The organism is Citrobacter sp. Igbk 14 (assembly GCF_028069825.1).
Lineage (GTDB): Bacteria > Pseudomonadota > Gammaproteobacteria > Enterobacterales > Enterobacteriaceae > Citrobacter.
The window spans coordinates 15,059-36,385 of sequence record NZ_JANEWM010000037.1; the positions used below are offsets into that span (position 1 = coordinate 15,059).

At 52.3% G+C, this 21,327-nt stretch carries 19 protein-coding genes and 1 pseudogene; 10 read left to right on the top strand and 10 right to left on the bottom strand.

Going from position 1 to position 21,327, the window contains the following annotated elements:
- Window positions 1-151: 151 nt before the first annotated feature.
- Entirely contained in the window at window positions 152-1,747 is a 1,596-nt protein-coding gene (gene prpR / locus NNN64_RS15005; protein WP_271441865.1) for a propionate catabolism operon regulatory protein PrpR, read from the top strand.
- A gap of 48 nt (window positions 1,748-1,795) precedes the next feature.
- On the opposite strand, the gene yahO is transcribed toward prpR, so the two are convergent.
- A complete protein-coding gene (gene yahO / locus NNN64_RS15010) occupies window positions 1,796-2,071 on the bottom strand; it encodes a DUF1471 family periplasmic protein YahO (protein WP_003830901.1) in 276 nt (91 codons plus the stop codon).
- A 348-nt stretch (window positions 2,072-2,419) separates the two neighbouring features.
- Between yahO and NNN64_RS15015 the strand changes: the two genes are divergently transcribed.
- From NNN64_RS15015 to NNN64_RS15025, 3 genes are all read left to right on the top strand, one after another.
- Window positions 2,420-3,052, top strand: coding sequence for a LysE family transporter (locus NNN64_RS15015; protein ID WP_271441866.1), 633 nt, complete (start codon window positions 2,420-2,422; stop codon window positions 3,050-3,052).
- 87 nt (window positions 3,053-3,139) lie between these two features.
- Complete coding sequence (locus NNN64_RS15020) at window positions 3,140-4,528, top strand: diguanylate cyclase (protein WP_271441867.1); 1,389 nt, start codon at window positions 3,140-3,142, stop codon at window positions 4,526-4,528.
- Between the two features lie 219 nt (window positions 4,529-4,747).
- Entirely contained in the window at window positions 4,748-5,854 is a 1,107-nt protein-coding gene (locus NNN64_RS15025) for a 4Fe-4S binding protein (RefSeq protein WP_271441868.1), read from the top strand.
- 73 nt (window positions 5,855-5,927) lie between these two features.
- Here NNN64_RS15025 and NNN64_RS15030 read toward each other — a convergent pair whose 3' ends face one another.
- Genes NNN64_RS15030 through NNN64_RS15050 form a run of 5 tightly spaced genes read right to left on the bottom strand, consistent with a single transcriptional unit; the run spans window position 5,928 to window position 10,673 of the window.
- Window positions 5,928-6,821, bottom strand: coding sequence for a MurR/RpiR family transcriptional regulator (locus tag NNN64_RS15030; protein ID WP_271441869.1), 894 nt, complete (start codon window positions 6,819-6,821; stop codon window positions 5,928-5,930).
- Window positions 6,822-6,823: 2 nt separating this feature from the next.
- On the bottom strand, window positions 6,824-7,771 hold the full coding sequence (locus NNN64_RS15035; RefSeq protein ID WP_271441870.1) for an iron-siderophore ABC transporter substrate-binding protein: 948 nt from the start codon (window positions 7,769-7,771) through the stop codon (window positions 6,824-6,826).
- A 15-nt stretch (window positions 7,772-7,786) separates the two neighbouring features.
- Window positions 7,787-8,839: a FecCD family ABC transporter permease gene (locus NNN64_RS15040; RefSeq protein ID WP_271441871.1), complete on the bottom strand. Its 1,053-nt coding sequence runs from the start codon at window positions 8,837-8,839 to the stop codon at window positions 7,787-7,789.
- Window positions 8,836-9,849, bottom strand: a complete 1,014-nt coding sequence (locus tag NNN64_RS15045; protein ID WP_271441872.1) for a FecCD family ABC transporter permease — start codon at window positions 9,847-9,849, stop codon at window positions 8,836-8,838. The genes NNN64_RS15040 and NNN64_RS15045 overlap by 4 nt, the downstream gene beginning before the upstream one ends.
- Complete coding sequence (locus NNN64_RS15050) at window positions 9,846-10,673, bottom strand: ABC transporter ATP-binding protein (protein WP_271441873.1); 828 nt, start codon at window positions 10,671-10,673, stop codon at window positions 9,846-9,848. The genes NNN64_RS15045 and NNN64_RS15050 overlap by 4 nt, the downstream gene beginning before the upstream one ends.
- Before the next feature lie 446 nt (window positions 10,674-11,119).
- On the opposite strand from NNN64_RS15050, the gene NNN64_RS15055 reads away from it, so the two are divergent.
- Window positions 11,120-13,282 (top strand): TonB-dependent siderophore receptor, encoded by a 2,163-nt coding sequence (locus NNN64_RS15055; RefSeq protein WP_271441874.1) that lies wholly within the window; start codon window positions 11,120-11,122, stop codon window positions 13,280-13,282.
- A 181-nt stretch (window positions 13,283-13,463) separates the two neighbouring features.
- Window positions 13,464-13,973 carry a hypothetical protein gene (locus NNN64_RS15060; protein WP_271441875.1) on the top strand — a complete coding sequence of 170 codons (510 nt, stop codon included), beginning with the start codon at window positions 13,464-13,466 and terminating at the stop codon, window positions 13,971-13,973.
- 104 nt (window positions 13,974-14,077) lie between these two features.
- Here the strand turns inward: NNN64_RS15060 and foxA are convergent, their stop codons facing one another.
- From foxA to NNN64_RS15075, 3 genes are all read right to left on the bottom strand, one after another.
- On the bottom strand, window positions 14,078-16,186 hold the full coding sequence (gene foxA / locus NNN64_RS15065) for a ferrioxamine B receptor FoxA (RefSeq protein WP_271441876.1): 2,109 nt from the start codon (window positions 16,184-16,186) through the stop codon (window positions 14,078-14,080).
- A gap of 121 nt (window positions 16,187-16,307) precedes the next feature.
- Window positions 16,308-17,291, bottom strand: coding sequence for a helix-turn-helix transcriptional regulator (locus NNN64_RS15070; RefSeq protein ID WP_271441877.1), 984 nt, complete (start codon window positions 17,289-17,291; stop codon window positions 16,308-16,310).
- Between the two features lie 115 nt (window positions 17,292-17,406).
- The gene (locus NNN64_RS15075; RefSeq protein ID WP_271441884.1) at window positions 17,407-18,312 is read right to left on the bottom strand and encodes a LysR substrate-binding domain-containing protein; all 906 of its coding nucleotides are present in this window, start codon (window positions 18,310-18,312) and stop codon (window positions 17,407-17,409) included.
- A gap of 109 nt (window positions 18,313-18,421) precedes the next feature.
- On the opposite strand from NNN64_RS15075, the gene NNN64_RS15080 reads away from it, so the two are divergent.
- The 3 genes and pseudogenes from NNN64_RS15080 to NNN64_RS15090 all read left to right on the top strand — a co-directional run.
- Complete coding sequence (locus NNN64_RS15080; RefSeq protein WP_271441878.1) at window positions 18,422-19,048, top strand: LysE family translocator; 627 nt, start codon at window positions 18,422-18,424, stop codon at window positions 19,046-19,048.
- Window positions 19,049-19,265: 217 nt separating this feature from the next.
- A complete protein-coding gene (locus tag NNN64_RS15085) occupies window positions 19,266-19,523 on the top strand; it encodes a YjhX family toxin (protein WP_048212521.1) in 258 nt (85 codons plus the stop codon).
- Window positions 19,524-19,614: 91 nt separating this feature from the next.
- Window positions 19,615-19,749: pseudogene (locus tag NNN64_RS15090) on the top strand (SAM-dependent methyltransferase); the annotation flags it as partial.
- A gap of 56 nt (window positions 19,750-19,805) precedes the next feature.
- On the opposite strand, the gene NNN64_RS15095 reads toward NNN64_RS15090, so the two are convergent.
- On the bottom strand, window positions 19,806-20,375 hold the full coding sequence (locus tag NNN64_RS15095) for a DJ-1/PfpI family protein (protein WP_271441879.1): 570 nt from the start codon (window positions 20,373-20,375) through the stop codon (window positions 19,806-19,808).
- Between the two features lie 223 nt (window positions 20,376-20,598).
- Here NNN64_RS15095 and NNN64_RS15100 point away from each other — a divergent pair, with 223 nt between their 5' ends.
- Window positions 20,599-21,129: a tetratricopeptide repeat protein gene (locus NNN64_RS15100; protein WP_413595932.1), complete on the top strand. Its 531-nt coding sequence runs from the start codon at window positions 20,599-20,601 to the stop codon at window positions 21,127-21,129.
- Window positions 21,130-21,327: the final 198 nt, after the last annotated feature.

A 21,327-nucleotide genomic window follows, 5' to 3' on the forward strand; every position in this document is an offset into this window, starting at 1 on the left:
TTTAAAACAAAGAATTACATTTAAAATCTGCATTTTTTATGTACAAAAGCGTGTCAGCTATCGTTTCATGAAACCGAGATGAACGTTTCATTGCAACATTTATGAAACACAACTAAACCCAATATTCGGTTCCTTACTTTTTGAGTTGGTTATGGCTGATACGCATCTTCCGCCGCGGATGAATGACGACAAACCGGTTATCTGGACGGTCTCCGTTACGCGTCTGTTTGAACTGTTCCGCGACATCAGCCTGGAGTTCGACCACCTAGCGACCATCACCCCTATCCAGCTCGGTTTTGAAAAAGCGGTCACCTATATCCGCAAGAAGCTGGCGACCGAGCGATGTGATGCGATCATTGCGGCGGGCTCCAACGGTGCCTATCTGAAAAGCCGCTTATCAATTCCAGTGATCCTGATTAAACCCAGCGGCTTCGATGTGCTACAGGCATTGGCGAAAGCGGGAAAACTCACGTCATCGATTGGCGTCATTACCTATCAGGAAACCATTCCTGCGCTTCTCGCCTTTCAAAAGACCTTCAATTTACAGCTTGAACAGCGTAGCTATATCACCGAAGAAGATGCCCGAGGACAAATCAACGAGCTGAAGGCCAACGGCACGCAGGCAGTGGTCGGGGCGGGACTCATTACCGATCTGGCGGAAGAAGCCGGTATGACCGGCATCTTTATCTATTCAGCTGCTACCGTGCGCCAGGCCTTTGTCGATGCGCTGGATATGACGCGCCTGACGCTACGGCGAAATGGTCAATACGCGTCTGGCGATACGCTGCGCACCCGCTATGCACTGGGAGATATGCGCGGCCACTCTGCTCAGATGGAACAGGTACGGCACACCATAATGCTCTATGCCCGTTCTCGCGCACCGGTGCTGATTCAGGGCGAAACGGGGACGGGGAAAGAGCTGGCGGCGCAGGCCATTCATCGTGAATATTTCACCCGTCAGGAGAATCGACGCGGTAAACCCTCACCACCGTTTGTTGCCGTCAACTGCGGGGCAATCACCGAATCCTTACTGGAAGCGGAGTTGTTCGGCTATGAGGATGGTGCTTTTACCGGCTCACGGCGGGGCGGACGCGCGGGTCTGTTTGAAATCGCCCACGGCGGAACACTGTTTCTTGATGAGATAGGTGAAATGCCGTTGCCGTTACAAACCCGGCTGTTGCGCGTACTGGAAGAAAAAGAGGTCACCCGGGTAGGTGGACATCAACCGATTCCGGTAGAGGTACGGGTGATTAGCGCCACGCACTGCAACCTGGAACAAGAGATGAAACAAGGCGAGTTTCGTACCGATCTGTTTTATCGCCTGAGCATTCTGCGCCTCAAACTCCCCCCGCTACGCGAACGGCTACCCGATGTTTTACCGCTGGCGGAAGGCTTTTTAAAACAGTCACTGGCGGAATTAGATGTGCCGTTTTCTGAGCCTGTGCGTAAAGGACTGGGGCTCAGCCAACATATGCTGCTGAATTACGGCTGGCCGGGGAATATTCGTGAGCTACGCAATATGATGGAGCGTCTGGCATTATTTTTAAGCGTTGAGCCACAACCAGAACTTAACGTCCATTTCTTGCAGCAATTATTGCCCGAGCTGGCGACTGTCGCCGAAATACCCCAGATATCATCATCACTGACACCACAACAGGTGCTGGCACAATTCAACGGCGATAAAACAGCGGCGGCACGATATCTCGGTATCAGCCGAACCACGTTTTGGCGCAGGTTAAAAGAATAACCCGCCAGTACAGAGGCTGGCGGGTATTTTATCTTTCAATGCAGCGCATTATTTTTTCTTGTAAATATTAGCTGTGCCATGGATTTTGTTATCCGTTTGGCCGGAGGTTAATACCACCACATCAGCGCCTTTCTCTTCGGCTTTCTTCAGCAGCTCTTCTTTAGCATCTGCAACAGAAACTTCATTACTCGTTGAAATATCACCGATTTTTGTGTACTGCGACTCAACCTTTTCAAACTCAAGTTTTGTCATAAATTCCGCAGCATAGGCGTTGGAAAAAACTAAAGCTAACGCACCAATAAGTACTTTATATCCAGTTTTCATATCAAAGCTCCAGGTTTTGTTATATATGCCATCATCGACCCCTGAACATCCATCATGCGAGTCAAGGATGATTAATAAGTAGTTCAGCCTGATTAAAAGATCCAGAGCCAACGGAAATATAAAGAAATCTTGCGCCGTAGCTACAACAGGCGATCCAGCGCTGCCGCGTTATCCAACGATTCCGGTGACACAAATAGTGTTAATGATGACATTGAGAAATTAACTGCGTTTGATGGTGCACTGTGAGTGAATACTCAGAATATTGATTGCACTAAAACTATAGTAGGTGCAGATTCTTAAATGACCTGCGGGTAAACATTCATTTTCTCACTGATGGAATCGTTGTCTATGGAACCTCTGCACGCCGTCGTGCTCACCGTTAGCCTGTTTGTTTTAACCTTTTTCAACCCCGGAGCAAACCTGTTCGTGGTGGTGCAAACCAGCCTGGCGTCGGGACGACGCGCGGGTGTAATGACCGGTCTGGGCGTTGCCTTGGGCGATGCGTTCTACTCCGCGCTTGGCCTGTTTGGTATGGCGACGCTTATCACCCAATGTGAAGAGATATTCTCACTGATAAAAATCGTCGGCGGTGCCTACTTACTGTGGTTTGCCTGGAATAGCATACGCCATCAGGCCACACCGCAAATGCCCACCTTACAGCAACCAATCTCCGCCCCCTGGTACGTATTCTTTCGTCGCGGGCTGTTAACGGATTTATCCAATCCGCAAACCGTACTGTTTTTTATTAGTATTTTCTCGGTCACCTTAAGCGCAGAAACCCCAACCTGGGCCAGGCTGATGGCATGGGCAGGCATTGTGCTTTCTTCTGTTATTTGGCGTATTTTTCTCAGCCAGGCGTTTTCTCTTCCTGCGGTGCGTCGTGCATATGGTCGTATTCAGCGCGTTGCCAGCCGGGTGATTGGTGCCATCATCGGCGTCTTCGCCTTAAGGCTGATTTATGAAGGTATTCGCCATCGTTAATGCGTAAAGAGAGTTTCACTTGACCATCGTGAGGTAATTGTCCGTAATACCGCCTGAATTTTTCAATCACATTTGAGTGGCTGTGAGATGGAACAGGTTGATCCCGTAAACGACACATTACTCCTTACAGAATGGCGGGCGCTAATACGCCAGACATCCCCTGAAGTTCATACGATCCTCACAGGGTTAAGCGACGATGAGATCCGCCATTTAGTGACCGTTTTTTATGACTACATGCTCTCTCACGCGGAGAGCGCGTTGTTTCTGAATACCGAGCAGGTCAGTACGCGCCTGAGCGGCAGTATGTTTGACTGGTTGCGCAGCGTGCTCGGCAGCGCATATGAAGACCCCCCGCTCTTGCTGGCAAAACAGCGTGAAATAGGTGTGGTACACGCCCGTATCGGCCTGCCTATCGATCTGGTTAACCGCGGGGCGCGTAAGCTAAAAGAAGAGCTGTATCAGTTGCTGAAAAGTAAGGCAGACTACTCTGTCAGCCTGTTGAGCGATGCTATCTGTTTCAGCAGCCTGGCGATGGACACCGCACTGGAGGCCATGACCGTTTCCTACTCCCCGAGCTATCAAAACTCGATGCACACGCAGGAGCAGTATCGGCTGCAGACCATTTACGACGACGTCAACGTCGAGCGCGAACGGCAAATCCGTTCGTTTACCGATTGGGAAAATCAGTTTATCTACAACATTGCGACCGGATTACCGTCCGGTGATCTGGTGTTCCTGGCAGACTCTGATTTTGGTATGTGGTTCTCCCATAAGGGAAAACACATTCTTGGCAGCGGTAATCTGCTGGCAGAAATGGAATCCGTGATCGCTGAAATCGATAACCGTCTGACACAGACGCTCTCGAATCAGCATCAGCCTGGCGAAGCCGAACGGATGAGCTTATTGCAGGATGTCCGACAGCTCTCGGCCAAAATCCATTTTCTCCTCGCCTCAATGTTTGAAGCGCTGGTCAAACAGGAAAATGGCAAAGATTCGCTGACCCAGCTGCTTAATCGCCGCTTTATTCCGACGATTATGCGCCGTGAAATCTCGCTGGCGTTACATTCACGAAAACCCTTTACCCTGGCAATGCTGGACATTGATTATTTTAAGCAGATCAACGACAGCTACGGACATAACACTGGCGATATGACGCTGAAAAACGTCGCGGCCGTTATTTATGAGCACATCCGCAGCAGCGATTACGTATTCCGCTATGGTGGTGAAGAGTTTATGATCCTGCTGGTCGAATCAGACGAATCGCAGGCCTCGATTATTCTGGAAACGCTGCGCAAGAAAATTGCCGAGCTGCGTATCGCCGCGTCCGTGACTGAATCCTTCTCTATTACTGTCAGTATCGGCGTTGCCGAATATGACTATCACCCCGACTACAAACAACTGGTTGATAAAGCCGATCGCGCGCTCTATCTGGCGAAAAGCCATGGCCGTAACCGCGTAGAAACGTACCAGGAATGACTGTCGTCCCCCACAGATAAATAAATACCCCATTCAGGGTATTTATCTGACCTGTGATAAATATCGTGCTGTTATTTTTATACATGCCCATTAGCGTGATAGAAATGGCAGCCGATTAATAAGATGCAAATCAAATACACTATATCTTTATAGCGGTAGCATATCCCGGTGATGAGTCTTCCTGAATGCAGGGGGAAATATGAGGGATAATAAGAGATCATGAGCGGGAAGAAGAAAACGCGCTGGCAGCGCCGCCCTGGAACCGTCGGAGGGAAACTGCCGTGGAATGACTGGCGCAATGCCAGTAGCTGGAGAAAAGCCACCCAGTTTCTCCTGTTGGCCATCAATATCTATATTGGCGTGACGTTCTGGTATTGGGTTCGCTATTTCGAAACAGCCGGTACCAGCGTTTATATCCCAAGACCCGGCGGTATTGAGGGATGGCTTCCCATTGCCGGTCTGATGAATATCAGATACACACTGGAAACCGGTTTTCTTCCCCCCATTCACGCCGCTTCCATGCTGCTGCTGGTTGCCTTTATCCTGATGAGTTTGCTGTTAAAAAAAGCGTTCTGCTCGTGGTTGTGCCCGGTGGGGACGCTGTCTGAGCTGATAGGTAATCTGGGCAAAAAAATAGTGGGTCGCAACTTCACCCTGCCTCGCTGGCTGGATCTCCCTTTGCTGAGCCTGAAATATCTGCTGCTGAGCTTCTTTCTGTATATCGCCCTGTCGATGCCAGCACAGGGGATTCAGTATTTTCTGATGTCAGCTTACGGCATGATTATTGACGTTAAGATGCTCGATTTCTTTCGTCATATCGGCACGACAACGCTCATCGTGGTGGCGGTTATCAGCATTATGAGCCTGTTTATTCGCAATGCGTGGTGCCGTTATCTGTGCCCTTATGGCGCACTGCTTGGTCTGTTCTCTTTGCTTTCGCCGTTTAAGATCCGCCGCAATGCCGACAGCTGTATCGATTGCGGCAAATGCGCAAAGAACTGCCCGTCGAATATTCCGGTCGATCGCTTAATTCAGGTACGCACCGTTGAGTGCACGGGATGTATGACCTGTGTGGAATCCTGTCCGGTAGCCTCGACGCTGACCCTGTCACTGAAAACACCGCCTGGCGCACAATCAGGGCACAGCGCAGCGCCGAAACCATGGTGGCGACAAGGTAGGTTATCAGGGTGGACAATGACGCTACTGCTGCTCGGTATTTTGTTTGCCGCCGTAGGCTATGCGGTGTACGCCAACGTCTGGCAAACGCCGGTGCCGGATCATATGTATTTCCAGTTGATCCCGAAGGCCAGAATGATCGGCCATTAATGGTTTGATCTGTCTGCCTTTATGCCGGGTGGTGACGACACCCTACCCGGCCTGCACATCGGGTATCACCGGCTTACTTCTTCGCCCCGGATTTACCAATACCCCGATACAGTTCGTTAATCCGCTTCACAGATTTAATGGACCGCTGCGGCGCGGTAGACGCGACAGACAGCACGATCATTTCCAGACACACCAGTACCGTACCGTGAAGCGGCATTTTCCCATTCTCGCCGCCACGTGGCACGTTAATCACCACATCTGCTTCTTTACTAAAACGGGAGTCCAGCGCGTTCGTCAGTAAAATAACCGGGACACCCAACCGCCTGGCCTCACGAATGGTCGTCAGCCCTTCCCGGTGCGGTGATTTTTGCGCCATCATGATCAGCACATCTCCCCGCTGCAATGCGATCAGTTGCTCCGCGAGGTTAATCCCGGTGCGATTAAACGCTACCGCAGGCAGGCCAATACGGCTAAGCAGACGCGCGGTATAATCCGCCAATACGCCGGATGCGCCAATACCAAAAATCCCCACCTGACGGGCTTCTACCAATAATGCCACCGCCTGCGCAATTGCATAGCGGTTTTGCGGTGTAGAAAGGGCTTCACAGGTGCGCTGATGGCCCTGCAAGACAAAATCAATACTGGAGTTCACATCGCAAGAGAGCGTATTCACCGTGGTGGTCATCTTCTCTTCTGAGGTCACGCCAGGACCAAACCAGTGTTCAATGGTCTGCTTTAAATCGCGCAACCCGGCAAACCCCAGCGCCTGAATTGCCCTGACCACCGTCGCATCAGAGGTTTGAGTGGCGGCTGCGATTTCGATCGCCGTAAACTCCAGCACCACTTCGCGGTTCTCGTTGATATAACGCGTCACGGCCTGCATACGTGGCGAGAGTAAATGCGCCCTGGCGCGAAAACGGTCACCATAGACATCAATACGATTTTTGGCTTTTTTCGCCGTCAGCATGATTATTTAGCCTCCGGTAGCCATCGTCCGGCGATGTGCGTTTGCACCTGCGCCACCATCAGGCTCAGCGAGGCATAGGAATTGGATATCGCCTCTTCACGGGAGAGTAAAACGTAATGTCCGCGCTGGCAGGCGGTCAGGAACTCACACCAGCCAGGCATCACCGCATCCATCGCCGCGATTTCATCCTGCGGTTTACCGCCGGTATCGCCACGCCAGGTCGCGAAGACAAAATCTGCATCCAGTTCAGGCAGACGTTCCGCACTGACATCAATGCGCCCACCCGGCGGAATGCTGTCAATAAGCTTCGGGAAGGTGAAGCCAGCATCGCGTAACACTCGCCCCAGGGAATGATAGGTGTGCAACGCATTAATTTTGCCCTGATTGGCCTGTATTACCGCCACAGAGATGTGCTGCGTATCGACCGTCCGCTTGAGCTGGGCAATTTCTTCACGGTAGCGCCGTTCCAGCAATGCCAGCCGGTTCTGCGTACCTGTCAGTTGCGCCAGCTTGCGGTAGATCTCCGGTGCACCGCCATCGAGATGGTCGATACTGACCGTCGGCGCTATTTTTTCCAGTTGCTCAATCGGCGTGTTACGGCTGGGTTCGGTGATAATTAAATCCGGTTTCGCGGCGACAATAGCTTCAATATCAATGTCTGCCGTACCGATATACGTCATGTTCGAATTATCAAAATCCACGCCGGTCAGCAGCACGCCGGAGCGTAAAAAATGGCTGCCATCCGGGCGCGTTCGGCCGTGACTGGCCACCGGAGGCACGCCCAGCTCGATCAGCGGAATAGTGATGTCGAGATCGTGCAATGACACAATGCGCTGCGGATGTAGCGGTACGTTCACCACCCGCCCGAGATCGTCAGTAAATGACTGAACAGGCCCCGCCGCCTGGACGGTGCAGCCGACCAGCAGCAGCAATGAAAAGATTAAGCGCATATACCCTCTTAACAATTACAAACGATCCCGGCGACGCCAGAGCAACAGTAAAAAGAACGGTCCACCGACCAGGGCAATGACGATCCCGGCTGGGATTTGCAGTGGTGCAAACGCCAGACGACCCACGGTATCGGTCACCAGCACCAGCAACGCACCGATCAACGCACTGCCCCACAGCAGCGCTGTTTGTCCGCCACGCAGCCAGAATCGTGCCATGTGTGGCGCCATCAACCCGACAAAACCGAGGCTACCCACACAGGCAACACTGGCGGCGGTGAGTACAACCGGCGCGAGAAAACGCAACAACGCCAGTCGGGGTAGATGTACACCCAGCCCCGTTGCCGTCGCATTGCCAAGCAGCGCCACATCCGAAGCTCGCGCCGTGGCAAATAAGATAATGGCCGCAGGCAACGTCCAGACCAGCGCCACCAGCAGCAGTGGCCAGGTGGCGGCATGAAGGCTGCCCGTCAGCCAGACCAGCGCAGTCTGTACGTCACGGACATCGGCGGTGGTCATAAATACGCCCATTCCCGCTGCAAAGAACCATGACACACCAATGCCTATCAACACGAAGCGAGGCCGGGAGAAATCACGGGCCAGCAGCATCACCAGTGTGGCGACCAGTGCGCCGCCGGCTATTCCCGCCAGGGGCCGCCAGACCAGACTAGCGGACGGGAAAAGCAGCACCAGGGCCAGCACCACCACGCAACTTCCTTCTTTGACACCGATAAGCCCGGGATCGGCCAACCCGTTGCGGGTGATCGATTGCATTGCCGCCCCGGCCAATCCGAGCATCGCCCCGCACTGAAGCGCCATCAGCAGTCGCGGCAGTCGAACATCCCAAACGACATACTGTTGCTGAGCCGTCAACACCTGAGGATCAAACAACGCCCGTCCGATAGCGGAAGCCGGAACCGGGAGCGAACCCTGCATCACGCCGAACAGCAGTAATGCGATGGCCAGCACCGTCAGGCCGAGGCTGTACAGCACGGTTTTGGGACGAATGACACGAGAAAATCCCCCCACCCGCCATGCACGAAGCCCTGCACGCTGCAGCATATCGTTCATTTCAAAAACCTCGACGCAATGAAAATAAACGCCGGAGCACCCACCAGGGCGGTCATGATCCCTGTAGCCAGCTCCTGCGGAGCCAGCACCGTGCGGGCGGCAATATCCGCCAGCAGCAGCAGCGCCGCACCCAGCAATGCCGACGTCGGTAGCATCTGACGAATATCGTCTGTTACCAGACGGCGGATAACGTTAGGTACTAACAGGCCGATAAACCCCAGCGGCCCCACGACGGAGACTGCCGCACCGCACAGCAGCGCAATGGCGATCATCGCCAGCACGCGTATGCGCAGAATGTTCACCCCTAACCCACAGGCCATACGGTCGCCGAGGGCCAGAATATTCAGGCCCGGCGCGATAGCGAGCGCCAGCACCATACCGGCAAGCGACGGGGGAACGGCGCTTTTGACACTTTCCCAACTCAGACCCGCGAGATCCCCCACCAGCCAGGTGCGCATTGCCAATAGGGTTTGTTCATCCAGAATCAGGATCGCCGCAGTCAGCGATGACACCATGGCCGACAACGCCACGCCGCACAACGTGACCTTCAGCGGCGTTAAGCCACCGCGCCCGGCAGATGAAAGCGCCATCACCAACGAAAAGAGTGCCGCAGCACCGCCTGCCGCCAGCAATGGCTGGCTTGCCCCCGTCACGCCAAGCGCGGCACACAACACAACGACAAACGCCGCACCGGCATTCAGTCCCAGAATATGCGGCTCTCCCAGCGGATTACGAATCAATGCCTGCAACAGCACACCCGCAACACCTAACGCCGCGCCGACCAGCATCGCCGCCGTCATACGCAGCAGACGTAAGGAGACAATAATCCGGTGGTCAAAATTTTTCGCGTCAAAGTGGAACAGCGCCTGTACGACGGTCTGCGGGCTGATAGTGCGTGCGCCAACACCCAGGTGCACCACCGCCAAAACACACAACAGCAGCGTTAACATGGGGAGCGCCAGCATAAACCGGCCACGGCGACGAGCCTGTGTGGTTGCCATGACCGTCATTGCGCTTGCCCGCCCGGCGCGCGGAACGGCATAAAGAACGGTTTGCCGGTGAGAGGATTCACAGACATCTGCACGTCGACGTCAAATACATGCTTAATCAACTCGGGCGTGCAGTTTTCGCCATCATGCACGACGCCCTGCAACGTCCCCTGCTTGAGGAACACCAGCATGTCCCCGTAATTCACGGCAAAATTCAGGTCATGCAGGACCACAACCACTGTACGGCCATGATGGCGAGTCAGTGAATGCAGCAGTTCGAGGATCTCTACCTGATAGCGCAGATCGAGAAACGTAGTCGGCTCATCCAACAAGATGACCGGCGTTTGCTGTGCCAGCGCCATCGCAATCCAGCAGCGCTGACGTTGCCCACCGGAAAGGCTCTCTACCGGTAAATGCGCAAAATCAGCAGTTCCGGTCAACTGGAGTGCCTGCTCCACGGCGCGCTCGTCATCGTCCGTCCATTGCGAAAGCATGTTCTGCCAGGGAAAACGCCCGCGCGATACCAGTTCGAAAACGGTGAGTCCTTCGGGCACCAATGGGGATTGCGGCAGGATCCCGAGCTGGCGTGAAACCGCTTTGGTGGGCTGCTGATGAATGGCTTTGCCATCCAGTAATACGCTGCCACCGTGCAGTTTCAACATACGGGCGATTGTGCTTAACAACGTTGATTTACCCGAGCCGTTCGCCCCTACCAGCACCGTCATTTTGCCTTGTGGGATAGTAAGACAGATATCGTGGACAATGGTGTTATGGCGATAACCCGCAGAAAGCTGTTGTAGTTCAATGCCCGTTCTGTGGGCGGTATTTTCCACATGCTGTGGCATGTTCACTCCTGCGCCGCCGCATGGCAAAGCCTGCATGCGTAACTCTCTAAATAAAAATAAAACTCATTCTCTTTGTGATCTTGCTGGCTTGCACTGTAGTAGTCAAGCAATTACACCCTGTAGTTACATCACTTGTAACCAACAACTAAAGCACAAATAAAAACCGCTGAAAAATCAATAAAAATCATTCTTTTTCAATGTATTGAAAATTAAATACCCTCAAAAAAAAGACGGTTAAATTGCGGTGAATCGCCTGTAGTTTCTTTTTCATTTTTACATTTACTACTACAAACGCCCATGATTGAATGATTCTCAATTACACATCTGACGCCAGTAACGCTGGTTTACAGATGGATAAATGCAGGGCTGGCAAGCCGGGCAATGAATTGAATCAACCTGTTTCCCTGCCCATTTTTGGCAGGGTCTTTTGCGGAATAAATAAAATAATGGCTGAGTTAACGACTTACTTTTCGGGGATGAAAGGGCGGGCATTGTGCTCTGCTCTCTTTCTGGGCATGACAACAACATCTACGGTATTAGCAGCGGAGAAAGAGACAACTCCGCCTAAAGGGGAAGATACCATCACTGTTCGGGCAGATGCGTCTTCTGCCGATCAGGCCGTAACATCGGGTTACCAACCGCTGAGCTCGTCCACCGCGACGCTGACATCCATGCCATTGTTGGATATTCCACAAGTGGTGAACACTGTCAGCGATAAAGTTCTGGAAGATCAGCATGTCACGACGCTGGACGAAGCGCTGTATAACGTCAGTAACGTTGTGCAAACCAACACATTAGGTGGCACACAGGATGCGTTTGTCCGCCGCGGCTTCGGCGCAAACCGTGACGGCTCGGTGATGACCAACGGTCTGAAAACCGTGTTGCCGCGCAGCTTTAACGCCGCCACCTCACGCGTGGAAGTGCTGAAAGGCCCGGCCTCAACCCTGTACGGGATTCTCGATCCCGGCGGGCTGATTAATGTCGTCACCAAACGTCCGGAAACGCAGTTTGGCGGGTCGATTTCAGCAACCTCCAGCAGCTTTGGCGGCGGCACAGGGCAGTTTGACGTGACCGGGCCGATTGAAGGCACGCAGTTGGCCTATCGCCTGATCGGCGAATATCAGCATGAGGATTACTGGCGTAACTTCGGCACGAATCAGAGCACTTTCATCTCCCCGTCCCTGACCTGGTTTGGCGACAACGCCACCGTCAACGTGCTCTACTCACATCGCGACTATAAAGCCCCGTTCGATCGCGGCACCATTTTCGATCTCAACACCAAACACGCGGTGAATGTGGATAGCAAAACCCGTTTTGATGAGCCGTTTAATATCACCGATGGCGAATCAGATCTGGCGCAGTTGAATGCCGAATACCGTTTCAACAGTGAATGGACAGCGAAATTCGATTACAGCTTTAGCCAGGATAAATACAGCGATAATCAGGCTCGCGTGATGGCTTATGATTCTGCCACCGGAAATCTGACCCGCCGTGTAGATGCCACTCAAGGCTCCACCCAGCGCATGCACGCCACGCGTGCCGATTTGCAGGGCAACGTCGATATCGCTGGCTTTTATAACGAGATCCTCACCGGTGTCTCTTATGAGAACTACGATCTGCTACGCACCGACATGATCCGCTGTAAGAACGTAAAAGGGTTCAATATTTATAATCCTGTCTACGGTACGTTGGGTAAATGTACTAACGTTTCTGCCGCTGATAGCGATCAGACCATTCAACAAGAGAGCTATTCTGCGTATGTGCAGGACGCGCTGTACCTGACCGATAAATGGATCGCCGTCGCCGGGATGCGTTATCAGTACTACACCGAATACGCTGGCAAAGGCCGTCCGTTCAACGTCAATACCGACAGTACCGACCAACAGTGGGTGCCCAAATTCGGTATGGTTTACAAACTGACGCCGTCCGTATCGCTGTTCGGTAACGTGTCGCGATCCTTCATGCCGCAATATTCTATTGCCAGTTATATTGGCGAACTGCCACCTGAAACCTCAACAGCGTATGAAGTGGGGGCAAAATTCGATATCTTTGACGGTATCACCGCCAATATTGCTCTGTTTGATATTGATAAACGCAATGTGCTGTACAACGAAATGATCAATGGCGAAACCGTGGCGAAAACGGCGGGTCGCGTGCGTTCACAAGGCGTGGAAGTGGATGTCGCCGGTTCGTTGACCACCAACACCAATATCATCGCCAGCTACGGTTATACCGCCGCGAAAGTGACGGAAGATCCTGATTACAAAGGTAAGCCGCTGCCTAATGTACCGAAGCATACCGGCTCATTATTCCTCACCTACGATATTCAGAATGCCTTTATGGGTAATACCCTGACGATTGGCGGTGGGGGTCATGGAGTGAGTCGCCGTTCCGCAACCAATGGCGCAGACTATTATCTGCCGGGCTATTTTGTCGCCGATGCCTTTGCTGCTTATAAAATGAAGCTGCAGTATCCGGTCACCTTGCAGCTCAATGTGAAAAACCTGTTTGATAAGACCTATTACACCTCATCCATTGCCACCAATAATCTGGGTAATCAGATTGGTGACCCACGAGAAGTGCAGTTCACGGTGAAAATGGAATTCTGATCTTCTTCATCCATTAACCCTGCCAATTCTGGCAGGGTTTCCCGCTTACTCCACCATTTTAAGATAATTGCACTTGTGCTGTCGCCGCCCCGTTTATACAACCCTAAAGATCACCTGTAATACGATGACGTTTATTTTGTTATGGGCGACTGGGGACCACAATAATGCATGGGATAACATTATGACTAAAACAAAACTGACGCTGCTATTACCTTTATTTTTAGCTGGCTGTTCAATGAGTGACGGGGAATTAAGAAATACCTATGCTCAGCATTATCAGCAGCCTGCGGCTTACGTTGAAGTCTATAAGCAAAAAATAGCCGGCATGGATATTAATGCGCTGGCGCAATATGCCGCTACAGAAGATAAGAAAAAAATGCGCGGGCAGCCAAGACTGAAAATTGACGAATTCATTACCATTGAGAACGTTCAGGCGAAAGATAATCGGGTAGTCTACGATTATACGCTTTCAGAACGCTGGCTGGCGCTGTCTGCAGATAAACAGCACGAGAAGCAGAGTAATATGAATAAAGATTTGATCTACCGAACCTGTTCGTTGGAGACAGTACGTCTGGCGCAGGCAAAAGGGCTGGAAGAAGAACATAACTATTACAGTCAGTATCCTGACAAGTTAGCCTTCACCCTGAGAACCAGCGCGCAGATTTGTATGCAAAACGGTTTTACAAAATAGCCGCACTCACTATGCCTGATACGCTGTGCTTATCAGGCCTACAATTTACACGCTGCTGTAGGCCGGATAAGGCGCCAGCGCCGCATCCGGCTAAAAAGAGAGACTCAGAATTTCCAGGATACGCTGCCAACAATGCTGCGTTCTGCGCCAAAGTAACAATAAGAAAGCGAGTTGCAGGCCGCGACATAGCGTTTATCGGTCAGGTTGTTAACGTTGAGCTGCGCACTCAGTCCTTTTATACCGATGTTCGTTAAGTCATAACCCACCGCCAGATCCACCAGCGTATACGATGGCAGGGTGTGAGTATTCTGGCGATCGCTGGTAATACCATTAACGTAGCGCACGCCTGAGCCCAACGTCAGCCCCTCCAGTGAGCCACTTTTCACATCGTAGCTTAACCAGGTGCTGGCCTGATTGCGCGGTGCATAAACGGCACGCTTACCCTGTTCTTCCGGGCTACTTTTCTTATAGCGAATATCGGTGTAGGTATACGCCGCCTGCAAACGGAAACTGTCCGTCAGTTGGCTAATAGCTTCCAGCTCCACCCCTTCAGATTCAATTTCGCCAATCGAACGGTACGGATCGGTCGGCTCTTCTTTGGTGGCAATATTGGTCTGATTAATGCGGAACACCGACGCGCTAAACTGGCTATTCAACCCTTCCGGTTCATATTTCAGCCCGGCTTCCCACTGCTTGCCTTTCATCGGTTCCAACAGGTTACCGTTCTCATCAGCAAAACTGGTTGGCGTAAAGGCGGTGGAATAGCTGATGTACGGCGCAACACCGTTATCGAACAAATAAAGCAGAGCAGCGCGACTGCTGAAGTTATTTTTGTCCAGATCGCTGCGAGTGCCGTTTTGCTTATCAATATTCGATATGCTCACCTGATCGTAGCGGCCACCGAGCGTTATACGCCAGCGATCCCATGACATCTGATCCTGCAAATAGTAGCCCGTCTGGCGCAACTTGTGCTTCTCGCGTGCATACATATTGATGTAATCCGGCTTCGCCCCGTACACCGGGTTAAACGCATCGATCGGCGGAAATGCCCCGTAATAGCCGGTAGTATTGTTACTGCGATCCTGATAATCGATGCCCACCAGCAAGCGGTGATTGACCTGCCAGGTATCAAAACTACCATCCAGTTGATTATCCAGGGTAATCGCCGACATTTTTTCGTCTGAGCCGGAATAACCGCGATTAAGCTCTGTTTCATTCAACCAGCCCGCCGCATACACCTGGTTCAGTTCAACGTCGGTATGCAAATAGCGTAACTTTTGCCGCACCGACCAGCCGCTATCAAACATGTGCTCAATGTTGTAGCCGACCATATTTTCACGGCGATCGTATTTGTCGTATTCGTCCTCGCCTTCGTAGAAGGTGTTGGCGATCTTCTGCCCATAGTGTGGCACAACGGTGCCGTCATACGGCAGGCCAGAGTGGCTGCCACCTTCCGGGTCACGGTGCAGATAGGCCATCAGGTCAAGACGCGTCTGATCGGTGATGCGCCAGGTCAGACTGGGCATCAGCGCGTAGCGCTCTTCTTTCAACGGGCCAAACTGCGAATCAGCATAGCGCGTCATGCCACTCAGGCGCGCCGCCACGCGGTCGTTATCGTCCAGCGCCCCGGTGACATCAAACGCGGCGCCTCGCTGATTGTTGTTTCCGGCAAACAGTTTCACTTCTCCGCCCGCATCAAACGACGGTTTACGCGATGTCAGCGCCACGATCCCGCCCGGAGAAGATCGGCCGTACAGCACGGAAGCCGGGCCGCGCACCACTTCAATATTGTCGAGAAACCACGGATCGACCACCAGCGAACTGTGCGAGTTAGTGTCGCCCATCATTTTCAGGCCGTCGAGATAGACGTTGTCCAGACTACCATCGGAGAAACCGCGCAGCACAATGTAGTCAAAGCGGTTGGAGGCACCAATCTGGTTACTGTACACCCCAGGCGTGTAGCTAACAGCCTGCCGCACGCTGGTTGCACCTTGCTCTTCAAATTGTTCACGGGTAACGATAGAGACCGATTGCGGCGTTTCGATATCCGGTGTGGCAAGCTTGGTTGCCCCACTTTGCATTTGCGAGGTGACAACCACCGTATCGTTTTTTGGTGTTTCCTGCGCCAGCAGAGGAAAAGCCACACTGCCGGTCACCCATCCTACCAGCAGCGCCAACCGAGTCTTCGCGAACATGAACATCTCCCAAGGCATATCTAATTGTAAATGAGAATTATTGCCATTTTTGTATCAGGAGTCGCTATGCCGAATGCCAGGTTGCGTATGCGCAACGCCAAATTATTAATCTGCCACGCGCATAAAACGGGAAAATGGATTAGCAAAGTTTGAGAACATCACCAGGCGGGAAGCCATAGCGACGACGAAAGGCTGTAGAAAAGTTGGTGGCGTGCTGGTAGCCAGACATCCATGCCGCTTGCTGTACGCTATACCCTTCCAACAAATAGCCACGCGCGCGCTCCAGGCGGCAGTCACGCAGGTAGTCAAACACCGAGCAGCCATAGGCCATGCGAAATTTACTGCGCAAACTGCTGGGGCTCATCGCTGCGCGCTGCGCCAGCTCGTTAAGCGTGTAGTCATTTTCAGGGGTTTGCTCCAACAGGCGACGCACACTTTCCAGCCGTTGCTGCTCGCCACTGGCAGCGAGGCATGTACCGCTCTCTACCTGACAAACACTGAGACCGTGACCAAATAATTGTAAAATCAGCCCTTCCAGCATCAACTGGCGGGAAACCTGGCTGAGCGAGCCCTGCTGCGCATATTGTAATCCGCTGAGTAAAAACCCCGGCACCTGCCAAATAAGCGTTGGCGTCTGGCAGCTTTCCCACTCACGCATAAGGGATTCGAGTAATCCTGTGCGCCATGCCCCGTCAGGATATAACCCAAGTGATAGCGTTCGTAGCTTGCAGTCTGCAGGGTGGCGGGCGCTCATCGCCTGGTGTTCACTCAGAGGCGAACTAAACGCCATGCCAGAACGTACCACATGTTCCTGCCCGTTGAGCGTCAGTATCACGCAACCTTCCAGCACCACCAGCATATACAAGGGGCTACTGTGCCGGGAGGTGGTTTCATACGGTTGCAGCACCTGTACATCAGAGTGTGTGACGCACATCCCGCAAGGGAGCATCATCTCCTCGACTTCCCCTTGCAACACAGCACTGGAACACGGAAGACCCGGTTTTTTCGCCAGCAACGGAAAACGGTAATCGATCCCGTAACGCTCACCAAAATCCCTAAACTCACTGACGGAGAAGGTGCGGGTAAAACGTCCGGATGTATTCTGGGCGGTGGTGTTGTTCATGCTGTCTTCTGCACAGGAAATAGAATTTGCAACGTACGACTGGTGGCAACATTACCATTACCCGCACAACACAACAATAATAATGAGAATTGTTATCAATATGGTGTTCGGCGGGTTATTCCAGCCAGAGCAGTTCTGCCATGTCAGCCTCAGGCACAGCTTCTTTTAACCAGCGATACAACAACTCAATATTTCGAAGCCGGGTTGACGCTTTTGGCCAGACGAGGTAATAGCCTTCTCCTGTCGCGACCGCCTGTTTAAACGGTAACGCCAGCATCCCGGTCTGAATAGCCGTCAGGCTTAATAGCAGATCCGCGACCGCTACCCCATGCCCGCTCATTGCCGCAAGACTCCCCTGTTCCAGGGTATCGAACACTTTGCCACGTGCCAGGTTCAACGCAGGAAATGCCCCGGTACGCCGCAGCCAGCGACGCCAGTCGCGGCGATCGGCGGAAGGATGAATCAATTCACAGACGGCGATATCACTTTGCGCCTGAGCCTGCAACGCAGGCGCGCATACCGGGATAAGCCACTCCTGAAACAGCAAACGGCTGTCCGTATCCTCACCAAAATAACCATTCCCCAACAGGATTGCACAGTCATACGGTTCGCGACTGAATGCGACGGAGTCGGTGTCCATCCACACGCTGGAGATTTCAATCACCGGCGTTGGATGGGCTTCCCGGAAATGACGCAGCACATCCAGCAGCCAGCGCATGGTCAACGTTGAGGGTGCTTTCAACCTCAGCTCATGACTGCTGCTACGGAAAGCATGGCAGGCATGTTCTAAACTTTGAAACCCGACCGTCAGCTGTTGCGCTAGCCCTTGTCCTGAAGGCGTTATCTCAATACGGGGGCCGCTACGAACAAACAGTTTGCAGCCAAACCAGGCTTCCAGTGTGCGGATATGACGGCTTACCGCACCAGGCGTGACGTTCAGTTGAATAGCCGCTTTACTAAAGGACCCCAGACGGGCAGCAGCTTCAAAAGCTCTCAGGGCATACAGCGGGGGTAGCGTCATCATCGGCTTCTATGTTGAGTTTTACTCACAGTAGAGCGCAGTTTTATTCGTTTTTCAATGTGACACGCAAGCGGAATACTGATGAGAAATAACGTCAGGATCATCAGATATGAACCTCGCTTTACTGGCTGTATACAGCCTCTCAGTGCTAACACTGTTGCTAACGCCTGGCCCTGTTGTGGCGCTGATTACCGCGACGGCGGTACAGTACGGCTATCGCCAGGCCTTTATGACGCTATGCGGAACGAACGGTGCTTCATTGCTACTGCTCGCGCTTGCTGCGCTGATGCTGGCGGGGGTGGTATCACTCTCTCCGCTGCTGCTGTGTGTGCTGGGTCTCGCCGGATCGCTGTATATCGGCTATAGCGCGTTTTGCAGCCTGTGGGCCAGAAATCAAGCCGCCCGCGAAGACTCTCGTCAGCCGTCTCATGGGGGATTTATCAACGGTTTTCTGATTGGCGTGTCAAACCCGAAAGATATTCTGTTTTTCGTTTCATTCTTTCCACAGTTCATCACCGTTACACATAATTTCGCCACCAGCATGCTGGTACTCACGCTGGTATGGGTCATTTTTGACGTTGCCGTTCTGTCATTTTATATCGTGATTTTCAAACGCTGGATGCCCACGCGGTTTGTCAGATACAGCGTTTTTATCTCATCCCTGTTCCTGCTGGCGGTAGCGGTGTTTGGCATTATCTACAATGTGGCCGCACTGCGGTTACAGATCACAAATTAGCATCACAAGGGTTCCCCTCGAGGGACTGCCTGTTATCATTCACCATGTAAATACCTTTCAACTCAACCCGAGGCTTTGATGCTGGAGAATGTCATCATCAGATAATCAGTTTGCCGACCTTATCAGGCCGGACTGGTTATCAATGCGCCGAAATCGAATGCGGACACCGCAGTGTGTTTGCACGTTTTGCACATGATGATTAAACAGGTTTCCCAGTATGAATTTATCCCGTCAGGAACAACGTACCTTACACGTTCTCGCCAAAGGTGGCCGAATTGCGCACGTCCGAGATAGCGCTGGCCGCGTCACATCCGTTGAATGTTATAGCCGCGAAGGATTGCTGCTCTGCGACTGCACGCTTGAGGTGTTTAAAAAGCTCAGAACCAAAAAACTGATCAAATCCGTCAATGGTCAGCCCTACCGCATCAACACCACCGGATTAAACAATGTTCGCGCCCAGTTAGATAATCGCTAAGGAGAGAGTGATGGATATTCCCAGAATTTTTACTATTACTGGCGTCAAATACCCGCCACGAAAGATATTGCCCAGGCATGCGGGGGCAGTTCGATGGCTGGAGGTGAACCCAAACGATGACTTTACGCAGGAAGTCAGAGAGCAATTGAGGACGTCACCAGGACGCCATGTCACCTTTACCCGGGAATATCTCGGCTGGGGGGTATTCGCACTCATGCAACGGTAATTTTTTGCAGTCGGTATAGCCGGATGGGTTATACCGACCTGCAAAGCCAGTACCCGTTACTTCATTAATACTTCAACAAATTTAGCCAACCAGGCAGGATGGGCAGGCCATGCCGGCGCGGTAACCAGATTGCCATCGACGTGCGCCTGGTCAATCCCGATATCGGCATAATGCCCACCGCTCAATCGAACTTCTGGCGCACACGCTGGATACGCGCTACAGGTCCGATTTTCTAACACCCCGGCTGCCGCCAGCAATTGCGGGCCATGACACACAGCGGCGATAGGTTTACCCGCAGAGTTAAAGTCTTGTACCAGTTGAATGACATCCGGATTCAGACGCAAATACTCCGGAGCCCGCCCACCTGGGATCAACAAGGCGTCATAATCCGCCTCGCGTGCATCAGAGAAATTCGCATTCAAGGTGAAGCGATGCCCTGGTTTCTCACTGTAGGTCTGCGCCCCATCAAAATCGTGAATGGCGGTTTGAACATAGTCGCCTTGTTGTTTATCCGGACAGACGGCATCAACCCGGTGACCGAGCATTTGCAGAGCCTGGAAAGGCACCATCGTTTCATAATCTTCGGCATAATCCCCGACCAGCATCAGAATCTTCTTCATGCACATCCCTCACTCACGGTTATTAATAATGAGAAATAACGGCCATCTTTACTATAGTTCACACGACTCAGGACATTACTAAATACCGCAGAACAATCGGCTGGATCAGCGGTGTATTAAAAATAAACGGCAGGTCAATTTATAGGCATCGATAATGAGTAAAGCATGGTCTGCGCGGTTTACAGCATGCAAGAACCTTCACTCATACCGAGAGGACAGGATCATGAAGATGCACGCCATGACGAAAATACTGCCGTTGATTTGCCTGATCTCAGGCGGGCTGCTCTACTCCGCTGCAGCCAGCGCCATGGGAAATGACGATACCACCACACCAACATGCCCGAAGGGTCAGGTTTACGACAACAAAACCCAAAAATGTTTGCCCGAAAAAAGCAGCATGATCGACGATCAGGATAAAACACAGTATGCGTATCACCTGGCGAAAACCGGCCATTATCAGGATGCCATCAATTTACTCGATACCTTACAGCAGCCCAACACGCGTGAAGCCTGGAACTATCGAGGCTATGCGACGCGCAAGTTAGGGCGTACGGATGAAGGGATAAGTTACTACCAACGATCGATTGCCCTTGATCCGCACTATGCGAAAGTGCGCGAATATCTTGGGGAAGCATGGATGGTTAAAGGCCGCCCTGACCTGGCGAAAGCGGAGCTGGCCACCATTAAGACTATCTGCGGCACCCAATGCGAAGAATATCGCGATCTGAAAGCCGCGATCGACGGACACCCAGAGTCATAGACCGGAAGATCCCAAAAAATCACCGTCAACGATGCGCATTTTCAATGGATACAACCGTTGGATCGCATCGTCGACATACCGTTTATTGTCTCAGAAATTCGCGGAGAATGTAGGCAGTTCACAACTCTGTCGTCCCTCGATTACGGTTCGTATTTTCGCATGATAGGCTTTTCAGATGACCCTTTCTGCTCTGGCCGC